This is a genomic window from Agreia sp. Leaf283, from assembly GCF_001422485.1.
GTDB lineage: Bacteria > Actinomycetota > Actinomycetes > Actinomycetales > Microbacteriaceae > Agreia.
The window spans coordinates 892,132-905,116 of the sequence record NZ_LMNF01000001.1 but is presented as its reverse complement, the minus strand read 5'-3'; the positions used below and the strand labels follow the sequence as shown (position 1 = coordinate 905,116).

At 69.0% G+C, this 12,985-nt stretch carries 12 protein-coding genes; 4 read left to right on the top strand and 8 right to left on the bottom strand.

Annotated elements, in window-relative coordinates; all coding sequences use genetic code 11:
- Nucleotides 1-162 precede the first annotated feature (162 nt).
- Nucleotides 163-774: a hypothetical protein gene (locus ASF51_RS04045; RefSeq protein ID WP_235497128.1), complete on the bottom strand. Its 612-nt coding sequence runs from the start codon at nucleotides 772-774 to the stop codon at nucleotides 163-165.
- Nucleotides 775-1,074: 300 nt separating this feature from the next.
- Here ASF51_RS04045 and ASF51_RS04040 point away from each other — a divergent pair, with 300 nt between their 5' ends.
- A complete protein-coding gene (locus tag ASF51_RS04040; protein ID WP_055925506.1) occupies nucleotides 1,075-3,075 on the top strand; it encodes an amidase in 2,001 nt (666 codons plus the stop codon).
- A 174-nt stretch (nucleotides 3,076-3,249) separates the two neighbouring features.
- Here the strand turns inward: ASF51_RS04040 and ASF51_RS04035 are convergent, their stop codons facing one another.
- The 6 genes from ASF51_RS04035 to ASF51_RS04010 form a co-directional block, all read right to left on the bottom strand.
- Nucleotides 3,250-3,714, bottom strand: coding sequence for a hypothetical protein (locus ASF51_RS04035; RefSeq protein WP_055925503.1), 465 nt, complete (start codon nucleotides 3,712-3,714; stop codon nucleotides 3,250-3,252).
- The gene (locus ASF51_RS04030) at nucleotides 3,711-4,964 is read right to left on the bottom strand and encodes a molybdopterin-dependent oxidoreductase (protein WP_055925501.1); all 1,254 of its coding nucleotides are present in this window, start codon (nucleotides 4,962-4,964) and stop codon (nucleotides 3,711-3,713) included. Before ASF51_RS04030 ends, ASF51_RS04035 begins: the two co-directional genes overlap by 4 nt.
- A 9-nt stretch (nucleotides 4,965-4,973) precedes the next feature.
- Nucleotides 4,974-5,630 carry a DUF2064 domain-containing protein gene (locus ASF51_RS04025; protein WP_055925498.1) on the bottom strand — a complete coding sequence of 219 codons (657 nt, stop codon included), beginning with the start codon at nucleotides 5,628-5,630 and terminating at the stop codon, nucleotides 4,974-4,976.
- Between the two features lie 221 nt (nucleotides 5,631-5,851).
- A complete protein-coding gene (locus ASF51_RS04020) occupies nucleotides 5,852-6,550 on the bottom strand; it encodes a glycosyltransferase family 2 protein (RefSeq protein WP_055925495.1) in 699 nt (232 codons plus the stop codon).
- Complete coding sequence (locus tag ASF51_RS04015) at nucleotides 6,547-7,611, bottom strand: SDR family NAD(P)-dependent oxidoreductase (protein ID WP_055925492.1); 1,065 nt, start codon at nucleotides 7,609-7,611, stop codon at nucleotides 6,547-6,549. The genes ASF51_RS04020 and ASF51_RS04015 overlap by 4 nt, the downstream gene beginning before the upstream one ends.
- Before the next feature lie 31 nt (nucleotides 7,612-7,642).
- Nucleotides 7,643-8,956: an MATE family efflux transporter gene (locus ASF51_RS04010; RefSeq protein ID WP_055925489.1), complete on the bottom strand. Its 1,314-nt coding sequence runs from the start codon at nucleotides 8,954-8,956 to the stop codon at nucleotides 7,643-7,645.
- Between the two features lie 68 nt (nucleotides 8,957-9,024).
- Here ASF51_RS04010 and ASF51_RS04005 point away from each other — a divergent pair, with 68 nt between their 5' ends.
- From ASF51_RS04005 to ASF51_RS03995, 3 genes are read left to right on the top strand one after another with little or no spacing between them, the layout of a single operon-like run.
- Nucleotides 9,025-9,222: a ribbon-helix-helix protein, CopG family gene (locus tag ASF51_RS04005; protein WP_055925486.1), complete on the top strand. Its 198-nt coding sequence runs from the start codon at nucleotides 9,025-9,027 to the stop codon at nucleotides 9,220-9,222.
- Nucleotides 9,219-9,596 (top strand): type II toxin-antitoxin system death-on-curing family toxin, encoded by a 378-nt coding sequence (locus ASF51_RS04000; protein ID WP_055925483.1) that lies wholly within the window; start codon nucleotides 9,219-9,221, stop codon nucleotides 9,594-9,596. Before ASF51_RS04005 ends, ASF51_RS04000 begins: the two co-directional genes overlap by 4 nt.
- A gap of 9 nt (nucleotides 9,597-9,605) precedes the next feature.
- Nucleotides 9,606-11,558 (top strand): M13 family metallopeptidase, encoded by a 1,953-nt coding sequence (locus tag ASF51_RS03995; RefSeq protein ID WP_055925480.1) that lies wholly within the window; start codon nucleotides 9,606-9,608, stop codon nucleotides 11,556-11,558.
- Nucleotides 11,559-11,583: 25 nt separating this feature from the next.
- Here the strand turns inward: ASF51_RS03995 and ASF51_RS18935 are convergent, their stop codons facing one another.
- Nucleotides 11,584-12,981, bottom strand: a complete 1,398-nt coding sequence (locus ASF51_RS18935; RefSeq protein ID WP_157411998.1) for a DUF308 domain-containing protein — start codon at nucleotides 12,979-12,981, stop codon at nucleotides 11,584-11,586.
- Nucleotides 12,982-12,985: the final 4 nt, after the last annotated feature.

The window sequence follows — 12,985 nt, the reverse complement described above, 5'->3', positions numbered from 1 at the left end:
TACTTGGTGTTGACGGTGATCTTGGCGATTCCGACGAGGAGGCCGGCCTTGACGGCGTCGGTCTTGANCCGGCGATCACCGCCGTGAGCTTGACGTCGCCCATGCCGAGCCCGAGCTTGTCGAAGGGTGTGCGTCTCGACAGGCTCGACGAACGAGGGGGTGTTACTTGGTGTTGACGGTGATCTTGGCGATTCCGACGAGGAGGCCGGCCTTGACGGCGTCGGTCTTGAACGTGTCGTTCAGCAGGCCAGCGGCGTCGGCRGAGATGTGCACYGTGGTGCCCTCGAGGATGGCGGTGTCGTTCGGGCCRGTCTGCAGCGGCTTCAGGGTTCCACCCCACAGGTCGAAGAGCAGGGCCTGCTCGACGGCGACGGTTCCGTTGACGCTGACGTCACCGTAGAGCTTGGAGGTGCCGGGGTCGATGGTGAAGTTSGTCAGGTCGACGACGGTGTCGCCGGCGGTGAGGGAGAAGCCGGAGCCTTCGTGCTCGATGGTTCCCTGCACGTAGGGGCGGTAGGACTCGTTGGGGTCGTAGTAGTCGACGTTTCCACCGGTGATGGGGAAGATGAGCGAGCCGTCGACGAGGGTCGCGGTTCCGACGGTGCCGGGGGTCAGGCCGAGGCTGGTGAGGGCGGCGGCGAAGTCGGCGTCGAGGAGCACGGCGGTGTCGACACCGGTGAGCTCGGGGATCGACGCGACCGGCGTCGGGGTGGACTCGGCAGAAGGTGAGGGCGGCGGCGAAGTCGGCGTCGAGGAGCACGGCGGTGTCGACACCGGTGAGCTCGGGGATCGACGCGACCGGCGTCGGGGTGGACTCGGCAGAGGACGACGGCGACGACGAGGTCGAGTCCGTGGTCTCAGAAGTCGTGGAGCAGGCGGCCATGGAGACGGCCAGGATGCCGGCCGTTGCGAGGCCGAGGGTGGCTTTCGTGAACTTGTTCATGATGATTTCCTCTTCTTTGCTGTCGTGTTTGGCAGGTGCCTATGATTCGGCACCCTCACGAAGGTGGTTTGGTCTGCTCTCAAATTGGTGCCGTGCTGCTGAGAGGATGGACGCGACGGAGGGCGAACACGATGGAACGAATCGATGTTGTGGAACTGAGCATCGTCGAGATGCGCGAGCTGCTCGAGAAGGGTGCGGTCACGAGCGTCGAGCTCGTCTGCGCCTACCTCAACCGCATCGCCTACTACGACCGCACGGGGCTCTGCCTGCACGCCATCGCCGTGCTCGATCCGAGCTGCCTCGAGCAGGCCGCCGAGTCGGATCGCCGTCGGAGCGCGGGCCAGGCCGGCCCGCTCGAAGGCATCCCGTTCACGGTCAAGGACAGCTACAAGGTGAAGGGCCTCACCGTCGCATCCGGCAGCCCCGCCCTCGCCGAGCTGGTCGCGACCGACGACGCGGCATCCGTGGCCCAGCTGCGCGCGGCCGGAGCCGTGCTGCTCGGCAAGACGAACATGCCGCCCATGGCGGCGGGCGGAATCCAGCCCGGCGTCTACGACTACGCGCGCAGTCCGTATCATCCCCACTTCCTCACGGCCGCCTACGGCTCGGGCTCGTCGGCCGGATCCGGCACCGCGACGGCGGCGAGCATGTGCGCCTTCGGCATGGCAGAGGAGACGGTGTCGTCGGGGCGAGCTCCGGCGTCGAACAACAGCCTGGTCGCGTACACGCCGTCGCGCGGGGTGCTGTCGATCCGAGGGAACTGGCCGCTGCGCCCGAGCTGCGACGTCGTCGTGCCGCACACGCGCAGCGTCGCCGACCTGCTGCTGCTGCTCGACGTGCTGGCCGTCGACGACCCCGACACCACGGGCGACTTCTGGCGGCAGCAGAGCGCGGTCGTCCTCCCCGCGCCGGAGTCGGTGCTGCCGCATCCGGTGTCGCGACCTCGGCGAGAGCGGCTCGACGGCCTGCGCATCGGTGTGCCCCGGCTGTACATCGGCGAAGACCCCGTGCCCCTCGACCCGCCCGTCGTGCGACCCAGCGTGCGGGCGCTGTGGGATCGCGCGGCCGCCGACCTAGAGGCCCTCGGCGCCGAGGTCGTGGCTGTGGACTTTCCCGTGGTGTCGAACTATGAGGAGGACCGCCCGGGAGCGCAGGGGCTCGCCGACCGGGGACTCGTTCCGGCGAACTGGCGCGCCCTCGAGGGCGGCCCGATCACGGCGATGGCACTCGATGCGTTCCTGCGGGAGAACGCCGACCCGACGTTGAGCAGCTGGGCCGACGTCGACGGCGACACCGTGTTCCCCACCCGCGACGCCCCGGTGCCGGTGTGGATCACCCGCGCACGCGGAGGCTTCGACTGGCAGCGCCTCGCCGAGCTCGTGAAGCAGGGCCTGCCCGCGAGCTACGACGAGGTGCCCGGCCTCGATCACCTGCTGCGGGGGCTCGAGAGTGCGCGCAAGCAGGACTTCGAGGACTGGATGACCGAGCAGCAGCTCGACGTCGTGGTCTTCCCCGCCGCGGGCGACGTGGGACGCGACGACCTATTCAGTCGTCCCGAGAGCCTCGAGGCGGCGTCGCGCAACGGGGTCGTCTACTCCAACGGCAATCGGGTCATCCGGCACCTCGGGATTCCCACCGTGACCGTTCCCATGGGGTTCATGTCAGACATCCAGATGCCCGTGGGCCTCACTTTCGCCGGCGCCGCCTACAGCGACGACGCGCTGCTCGACTACGCGTCGGCCTACGAGCAGTCGACGCGCAGGCGGCAGGCCGCGTTCCTGACACCGACCCTGCCGAGCAACCAGATCGAGCCGGTGGCGGCGAGTGCGAGTCCATCGGGCGACGGCGCCGCGGTACCCGAACCATCCGTCTTCGTCGAGGCGGTCGGTCGGTCGTGGCAGGTGGAGGTTCGGATCGCCGACGATGAGGCTGATGGCGACGCCAGCACCTCGACCGTTCAGGTGTGGGCCGACGGTCACATCCTGCGCCCCGTGCCGGGACAGCCGGGCACCTATCGAGGCGCCGTCTCGCTGTCGCGACCGCGCCTGACCGACGAGATGATGATCCTCACGCTGTCCGGCAGATCGAGCGCGTCACTCGCTTTCGTTCCCCTGCGCGCCCGCAACGTCTGATCGCCGGGCGCACCCGCTCCGACGAAGGAAATACCGAAGGGTCACGGCGCTGACAGGCGTCAGAACCCGGTTCTTCCTGAGTTGGAGCGGCTCCGCTCAGCAGCCAGCGTCACTGAAGTGCGGAGAGTGGCCGCTTCGATCGAGAATGAAGCGGCCCTTTTCCGCACTTCGGCGTCAGGATGCGGTGGCGGGCAGAGTGTGCGCGCGGCGGCGGCTGCGACGGAGGTACAGGGCGCAGGCCGCCGCGGTGAGCACGGCGACCGCGGCCCAGAAGAGGGCGAGGTTCAGTCCGTAGTCCAGCGGAAGGATCGTGGGGTTCTTGGTTCCGATCGACTTCTTGTAGATCTCGGGCAGCACCAGCATGCTCATGATCGCCCCCACGACCACGCCGCCCTGGATGATGGCGAGCACGGCGTAGGGGATGCGGCGACCGGCGCGGCGCATCCAGACGTCGACGAGCAGCAGCAGCGGCGACAGGATGCCGTCGTGCACGATGATCGCGGCGCCGATCCACACGATGACGCCCAGGATCTGGTCGGGGCGCTCCTTCTGCACCAGGATCACCGCACCGGCGAAGAGGCCGGCCAGGCCGATCGCTATCAGCGCGATGCGAACGATGGTCATGCGTGTGGGCTTCATGCCTCGACCTCCAGGCTGCTGAGCCACTTGGTCTGCAGCACACCGGGTCGGCCCGGCGCGATCATGCGGGCGGGGTAGCCGTGGTCGATGTCGAGGGTCTCGCCGTTGACCTCGAGCGCCACGAGGGTCGATGCGTCGAAGGCGTACTCCGGGCCCATCTGGGTGACCCGGTAGCCGCCCTTCTTCTCGAGGCTGGTGAGCTTGAGTCCCTGCGAGGTGTCGGCCCCGACCCGGTCGAGCAGGTCGCGCAGGCGCACGCCCTTCCAGGTGGCCATCTGGCTCCAGCCCTCGACGCACGAGATGGGCAGGTCGACGGTGGTCTGCGGCAGGGCCAGCAGCTCCGCGCGCGACATCGAGATCGTGCGCGATCCGTTGGCGATGGTCAGGCTCCAGTCCGGCGCGACGGCAGTATCGAGCACCTGTGCCGCCTTGGCCGTGCGGTTCACCGGCAGGCCGGCGGGGCCCGTTCCCTTCACACGCGGCGCGAAGATGTTGAACGGGCTGAGCGCCGCGAACGACTGGCCCGCGGTGAGCGCCACGACCGTCGCGGTCGAGACTCCGACGGCGGTCACGAAGCCGCGTCGGCTGACCGCGGGCTCGGCGGCGGGCGAGCCGTCGATCCAGCGGAAGACGCGGCCGGTGACGCCGCCGACCGGCGTGCCCACGGCATCCGGAGTCTTTTCGGTCGGCGTCTCGCCGTCGGCCGTCTCGCCGCGCAGCTCGCGAGTGCCCTCGGAGTTGCGCGTCCAGAACCGGGTGATCATGGGCAGCTTCACCGCGATGTGGATGGCGAGGGAGCCGATGACCACGAACGAGAGCGCCCAGTGCACCTGCCGGAAGCCGAAGTTCCACGGGTACCACTGGTAGGTGTTGAGCAGGCCGATCGTGATCTGCACGAGCGATGCGCCGACGAACAGCGCGATCGATGCGCGCTCGAGCAGGTGCAGCGGGCCCTTCACCGGAGGCGTCTGGAACAGCTGCGGATAGATCGTGTAGAGCTTGCCGAGAATCAGGGGGAAGCAGGCGATTCCGGCGGTGATGTGGATGCCCTGGGTCACCTGATACAGCTGCGCGGGCACCGTGGAGAACCGCATCCACGGCTCGGGCTCCTGCAGGAAGTGACTGTAGAGGCCGGTGCCGAAGCAGAGCAGGAACGCGATCGCGAGGAGTCGACCGATGACGACCGCCATGCGCGGATTGCGCGGGGGCGCGGCGAGAGCCTGCTGCGTCAATGCGAGAAGGCGTCTCACGGTGTCACCCTAGACCCGTCGATCGAGCAGCGGTTCGCGCACGCCGGCGCGGAGGCTGACGCGATCGAACACCTCGGCGAAACGGCCGTCGGGGGCGATCGCCGCCACCTCGCGGGCGTCGTCGATGGAGTCGACGTCATTGATCTCGGCGAGCAGCTTCACGCGGAGGTCGGCCTCGAGCAGGCGCTCCAACTGGTCGCGGCCCGTCTCGGCCTCCGACATGGCCACACCTCGGATGAGGTCGCCGTTCGGCTCGCGCATGCCGAGGGCCCAGAATCCGCCATCGCTGGCGAAACCGAACCAGGCGTCGATGTCGTCGTGCCAGCGCTCTACGACGGGGCTGAGCAGGGCCCGGCTCACCTGCGGAGTGTCCATGCCGATCATGAGCAGGGGCCCCTCGACTGAATCGAAGAGATAGCCGAGGCGCGCATCAAGCGTTCCCTCGTTCTGCTGCAGGATCTCGAAACCGTCGGCTTCTGCGGGCGGGTTGCTGCCGTCGAAGAACAGGATGCGCCGGTCGGCGGGCACGCTGCGCACCACGTCGAGCGTGTCACCGAGGCTCGCCGCCGCGATCTCCGCGGCCTCCTCGAGTGAGAACGGCGGGTGCAGCCGCGTCTTGACGCGTCCGGGGATGCATTCCTTGGCGATGACGGCGATGGTGAGCATGAGGCCTCCTGGCTTGGTCTCCTGGTTGGTCTCTATAGCGAGGCACAGTATCGAGTGAGCCTTATCGGCCACTGTATGTACTTCGTCGCGAAGGCCGGATCGGATTCCTATTAACCACGATCTGCGCTATGCGGTGCCGGGTGCGGTACGCCACTTGCCGCAAAACGCGCTGCGACGGCGCATTCTGCAGCATTTTGCGGCAAGTCGACGCAGCCGACCGGCTACTGCACTTCGCGCAGCAGCTTCGACATGTCCTTAACCGCGATGTAGGTGCCGCGGATCGTGCCGGTCACCTTCGATCGTCCGACGCGCGGGCTGTAGGGCGTGTCGAGTTCTTCGATGCGCCAGCCGGCGGCGGATGCCTTCAGCAGCATCTCGAGTGGATAGCCGCTTCGGCGATCCCGCAGGTCGAGCGACAGCAGGCCCTCGCGGTTCGCGGCGCGCATGGGACCGAGATCCTTGATAGCTATGCGCGCTCGACGCTTGATCAGGAAGGACAGGGCGCGGTTCGCGAAGCGCGCGTGCAGCGGCCACGCTCCCCGGGTGGTCGGCACTCGTCGACCGAGGATCAGCTCGGTCCGGCCATCGGTGATGCGCTTGACGAGTACGGGCAGTATCGACGGGTCCATCGATGCGTCGGCATCGCAGAACGCCACGATCGGCGCCGTCGCGGCGAGCAGGCCGGCGTGGGCTGCCGCGCCGAAGCCGCGCCGGGACTCGGCGACCACCGTGGCGCCGGCCGCGCGCGCGATCTCGGCCGAGGCATCCGTCGAGCCGTTGTCGACCACGATGGCGCGATAACCCTCGGGCAGCCGCGACAGCACCCAGGGCAGAGCCGCCGCCTCATTGAGACACGGCAGCACGACGTCGACCAGGGCGATGGATGCCTGCGGCACGTCGACCGCGTCGGTGTCTGTCATGAGGCGGCCGAGCGCAGCGGGGCCGTGGCGAACTCGGCCATTCCTGCGTCGAAGTCGACGGCGGCCCGCCAGCCGAGCTCGCGGGCGATCCTCTCGCTCGACGCCGTGATGTGGCGCACGTCGCCCAGGCGGAACTCGCCCGTGACCACGGGCTCGGCGCCGTTCGAGGCGCGGGCGATCGCGGCGGCCATGTCGCCGATGGTGTGCACGACACCGCTGCCCACATTGAAGGCGCGGAAGGTCGACGCCGACTCAGGGACCGCCGTCGCGTCGATGGCCGCCAGGTTCGCCGCTGCCACGTCGCTTACGTGAACGAAGTCCCGACGCTGGGCGCCGTCTTCGAAGACGCGGGGAGCCTCGCCTCGAGCGAGTGCCGAGCGGAACAGGGAGGCCACCCCGGCGTAGGGGGTGTTCTGCGGCATGCCCGGTCCGTAGACGTTGTGGTAGCGCAGGCCGATGGCCCGTCCGCCGGCGGAGCGCGCCCACGAGGTGGCGAGGTACTCCTGGCCGAGCTTCGACGAGGCGTACACATTGCGGGGGTCGAGCGGAGCGTCCTCGGTGATGAGGCCGGGAAGCAGGGGGTCACCTGTGGCCGGATCGAGCGGCTCGAAGCGTCCTGCCTCGAGGTCGGCGACCGCGCGGGCGGGAGGACGCACGGCCTCGCCGGCCGCGTTGCGGTAGTCGCCCTCGCCGTAGACCACCATCGACGAGGCCACCACGAAGCGATCGATACCGGCGCGGGTCATGCCGGCCAGCAGCACGGCGGTGCCGAGCTCGTTCGACGAGACGTAGTCGGGGGCGTCGTAGAAGTCGACGCCGAGGCCGACCTTGCCGGCCTGGTGGCAGACCGCGTCGATGCCGTCGAGCGCACGCGCCACGGTCTCCTCATCGCGCACGTCGCCGAGCACGAACTCGGCACGGGGCTCGAGCTCCGGGGCCGTCTCGTGCACGTCGGCCCGCAGCGAATCGAGCACGCGCACCGACCATCCGGCATCCAGAGCCTGGCGCACGATCTCGCTGCCGATGAAGCCGGCGCCGCCGGTGACGAGCAGATGCGGCATGTGAAGACCCTCCAAGATGTGGATGATCAGCCTAACCGCCGGTTCGCATCCATGCGGTTCCGCGGGCGCGCAGCCCGAGTGTGAGGGCCCGCGCGCTCATGTAGCCGAGGCCGAAGGCGAGCCACAGCCACACGAGGCCGGCGGTGCCGTCGGGGCCGAAGAGGGCGACGAGCAGCAGGAGCGGCGCGTAGATCACCACGGTCGCGAGCCCGGCGAGGGCGAGGTAGCGCGCGTCTCCCGCGCCGATCAGCACCCCGTCGAGAACGAAGACGTAGCCCGCGAGCGGAACTCCGATCGCCATCACCAGCACGACCACGAGGAGCGCCTGCTGCACGTCGCGGCTCGAGGAGAAGACGGGGCCGAGCAGGGGAGAGAGCGCTGCGAGGCCGAGCCCGAGCACGACGCCCGCGCCGATTCCCCACTGCACGAGCCGGCGCATCACGCCTCGCACGCGCGGCGCATCCTCTGCCCCGAGGCCGTGGCCTACCAGCGCCTGCCCCGCGATCGCCAGGGCGTCGAGGATGAAGGCCAGCGTGAAGAACAGAGTCGACGCGATCTGGAAGGTCGCCAGCTCGACGACCCCGAGACCGGATGCGACGACCACCGTTGCGAGCAGGGCCGCGCGCAGGCTCGCCGTGCGCAGAAACAGCCAGCCGCCGGATGCCGCGGCGCCGGTCACGCCCGCCAGTCCGGGCCGCAGGCTGACGCCGTCGCGCCGGGATGCCCGCACGGCGATCACGAGATATACGGCGGCCATCGCCCACTGCGCCACGACCGTTCCCGCCGCGGAGCCCGCGATTCCGGCGCCGAAGCCGTAGATGAAGAGGGCGTTGAGGCCTGCGTTCGCGGCGAAACCGCAGACGGCGACGATGAGGGGCGTCTTCGTGTCCTGCAGTCCGCGCAGCAGCCCTGTGGCCGCGATCACGAGCAGCATGGCGGGGAGCCCGGCGAGCGACACCGTGAGGTAGATCACGGCCTGCTCCTCGACCGCGGCCGTCGCGCCGAAGAGCTGAACGAGGGGGCGGGCCGCGACGATTCCGACAAGCACGAGCACGACGCCGAGCAACAGTGCCAGCCACAGGCCGTCGATGCCGGCCCGGATCGCGCCCGGCCTGTCGCCCGCGCCGAGCCTTCGCGCAACGGTCGGGGTCGTGGCGTAGGCGAGAAAGATGAGCAGCCCGATCGCGGTCTGGAGGAGGGCGCTCGCGATGCTGAGGCCGGCGAGCGGCGTCTCGCCGAGGTGCCCGACGAGGGCGGTGTCGGTGAGCAGAAAGAGGGGCTCGGCGACCAGGGCTCCGAGCGCGGGGACGGCGAGGCGCAGAATGTCTCGATCCAGTGCCTTCACCCTGCGAGCCTAGTCACGGTCGCAGTTGCCGGTTCCGGTATCACCACTGATACCATTTACGTATGCCTATGACCCTGCGCCTGTCCGATGACGAAGCCGACGCGCTCCGCCGACGCGCCGAGCTCGAGTCCCGCTCGATGCAAGACGTCGCCAAACAGGCGGTGCGGGAGTATGTCGAGAACCACAGCCGCCGTGATCTGCTCGAAAACGTGCTCGAGGCAGAACTTCCGCGCTACGCCGAGGCCCTTGATCGCCTCGGGCAATGATCTATCTCCGTTACGACGAGCTGATCTACATTGCGGAGCGGGCGATCGGACCTGACGTCGTCGTTCGAGACCACGGCCTCCTCGAATCGGCCTTGGCTCGTCCGCAGGCCAGCGTGTTCGGTCGGGACGCCTACCCCACTCTGATGCTCAAGGCGGCAGCGCTCACGCATTCTCTCGTGCGCAATCACGGTCTCGTCGATGGGAACAAGCGCCTCGGGCTGTCGGGCCTGATTGCGTTCCTCGGTCTGAATGGAATGAGCCTGACGTGGACGAACGACGAGGCGTACGAGTTCATCGTGGAGATCGCATCCGGAGCTCTCGATGAAGTCAGCGAGATCGCCGAGAGAATCGAGCGCGGCAGCACTCGTCGCTAGGCTGGCGGGATGACGACTTCCGGCATCGACTCGACCGAACTCGACCCCACGATCCGCCCGCAGGACGACCTGTTCAGGCACGTCAACGGAAAGTGGATCGCTCGCACCGTCATTCCCGATGACCGCGCCCGCGACGGCTCGTTCTACCAGCTGCACGAAGAGGCCGAGAAGGCCGTGCGCGACATCATCATCGAGGCGCAGGATGCCGTGCCGGGCAGCGAGGAGCGCAGGTTCGGCGACCTCTACGCCAGCTTCCTCGACGAGGAGCGCGTCGAAGAGCTGGGTGCCACACCCATCGAGCCGCAGCTCGCCGAGGCCGCCCGCGTCTCGAGCGTGCACGAGTTGCTCGAGACGGCCGCTCGTCTCGAGCGACAGGGCGTGGGCGGCTTCTTCCGCCTGTTCGTCGACAACGATCCGGGCGACCCCGAGCGCTACCTCGTGTTCCTCGAGCAGGGCGGCATCTCGCTGCCCGACGAGAGCTACTACCGCGACGAGAAGTTCGCCGAGATCCGCGCCGCCTACCTGGGGCACATCGAGCGGATGCTCGCGCTCGCGGGGCTCTCCGACCACGCTGCCCGCGCACAGCGCGTCTTCGACCTCGAGACCGCGATCGCGGCCACGCACTGGGACAACGTGCGGACTCGCGACGCCCAGGCCACCTACAACCTCGTGTCGTGGAGCGAGTTCACCGCTTCGGCGCCGACCGTCGACCTCGACCTCTGGCGCAGCGCGCTCGGCGCGCCCGAGGGCGTGTTCGACGAGCTCGTCGTGCGCGAGCCCTCGTTCGTGTCGGGCATCGCGTCGCTTCTGACCGAGGAGCGGCTCGACCAGTGGCGCGACTGGCTGTCGTGGCAGGTCGTGCACGGGGCCGCGGCCTACCTACCTGCCGTTTTCGTGAACGAGAACTTCGACTTCTACGGGCGCACCCTCACCGGAACGCCCAGCATGCGGGCGCGCTGGAAGCGCGGCGTCTCCCTCGTCGAGGGCGCGATGGGCGAGGCCGTCGGCCGCATCTACGTCGACCGCCACTTCCCGCCGACGGCCAAGGCGGCCATGGATGTGCTGGTCGCCAATCTCATCGAGGCGTACCGGGCATCCATCACCGACCTCGAGTGGATGACGCCCGCCACGCGCGAGCGGGCCCTCGACAAGCTCGACAAGTTCACCCCCAAGATCGGGTTCCCCGTCAAATGGAGGGACTACTCCACTCTGGCGATCGACGCGAAGGATCTGGTCGGCAACATCCGTGCCACGAGCGAGTTCGAGTTCCAGCGCGAACTCGGCAAGATCGGCAAGCCGCTCGACCGCGACGAGTGGTTCATGACGCCGCAGACCATCAACGCCTACTACAACCCCGGCTTCAACGAGATCGTCTTCCCGGCGGCCATCCTGCAGTACCCCTTCTTCGACGAGGGTCGGGATGCCGCGGCGAACTACGGCGCGATCGGCGCGGTCATCGGCCACGAGATCGGGCACGGATTCGACGACCAGGGCTCGCGCTTCGACGGCGACGGCCGGCTCACCGACTGGTGGACCGAGGCCGACCGCGAGGCGTTCGAGAAGCGCACCTCGTCGCTGATCGACCAGTACAACGCGCTGGCTCCCGCGCAGGTCCCCGACCAGCACGTGAACGGCGCCCTCACCATCGGCGAGAACATCGGCGACCTGGGAGGCTTGAGCATCGCTTGGGACGCCTACCTCATCTCGCTCGATGGCGAAGAGCCTCCGGTGATCGATGGACTCACGGGCGTGCAGCGCTTCTTCCTGTCGTGGGCCCAGGCCTGGCAGCAGAAGTCGCGCGACGAGGAGGTCATCCGCCTGCTCTCGATCGACCCGCACTCGCCGAACGAGTTCCGCTGCAACCAGATCGTTCGCAACATCGACGAGTACTACGACGCGTTCGGCGTGACAGAGTCGGATGCCCTGTGGCTGGCTCCCGAGGAGCGCGTCACGATCTGGTAGTCGGCCTCGCCCGCTGTGACAGCTGCTAGCCGACCTTCAGCTCGCACGTGTTGTCGGTGAAGTAGTTGTCGACGAGAAGCGAGCCGGAGTCCGCACCCGAGGTGGGCACGAACACCGCGATGTTTCCGGTGACCGAGTCGCCCTGCGAGAGGTCGGGGGCGAAGAGCAGCTCGGGTTCGGGCAGCACGGCGTAGTCGGCAGGCGACGCGATGTCTTCGGCGACGCCCTTGAAGATGCCGCGGCTGGCGCCCGCGGGGAACGACTCGGTTCCCAGCTGCTTGATCGTCAGCGAGATGAGCGCGTACTGGTAGCCGTCCGGCGGTGTCTCGTTGAGCGAGTTCTCGGCGAGCACCGTGTCGGTGGCGTCCAGCTGGACATCCTCGATCGTGACCTCGGCCTGGTTCTCGCCGTCATAGGTCAGGATGCCCGCCTTGCCGAGCGCGATCGCGGTTCCGTCGGCGCAGACCGTCGCACCGGCCGAGGGGGTGGAATCGCCGGGCACGACCGTCGGGTCGCCGGGGGCGGCCGTGGGCTCGTCGGGCGAGTCGGACTCAGTCGGGTCGTCGGAGGGGCTCGAGGTGTACGGGGTGTCGGTGTAGTCGGGGCCGGAACCGGCCGTGACGAAGGCGAGCGTGTAGATGACGATGAAGACGACGGTCAGGAGGAAGGCGACACCCGAGACGATCGTTCCTGTCAGCGACAGGGCCCGCGAACCGAACTTGCGGAACAGGGCGATGAGGCCGAAGACCAGACCGGCGATCGCGCCGAAGACCGTCAGGTAGTTCAGGAACGGGATCCAGCACACGAACAGGGCCAGGCCACCGAGCACGATGCTCAGGATGCCCATCCAGCCGCCCTTGCTGCGCGGCGGAATCTGGCCGGGCGCGTAAGGAGTCGTGTACGGCAGCCCGCCCGCGGGCGGTGCTCCGGCCGGCGTCGGGCCCGATCCGTAGGGCGAGCCGTACGAGGGCGTCGGTGCCGACGAGCCGGTGGATGCCGGGGTCCCGTAGACGGGCGGCGCCCCATAGGAGGGCGCGGGCGACGAGGCGCCTCCGCTGGGCGGGCCGTAGCTCGGGGCGGCGGGTGCCGCCGGTGCAGTGGGCGGCGTAGGCGGCGTCTGGACCGGGGGGAGAGAGGAGGATGCCGGCGGCAGCGGAGCTGTGGGCGGCGCGAACGAGGGCGCTGGCGGAGTGGAGGGCGCGGGCGGTGTCGGAGGAGTCGGTGGCGCGGACGGCGCAGCAGGAGTGCCCCCGGGGAACGGGGGCGCACTCGGCGGCGGTGCACTCGGCGACGACGGCGCGGCCGGAGTCGGCTCGCTCGGGGTGGGCTCCGCGGGAGTCGGCTCGCTCGGAGTGGGCTCCGCAGGTGTCGCGGGGGTGTTCTCGGTGGACTCGGGCTCGGAGGGCTCGCGGGGATCGGACATGCGT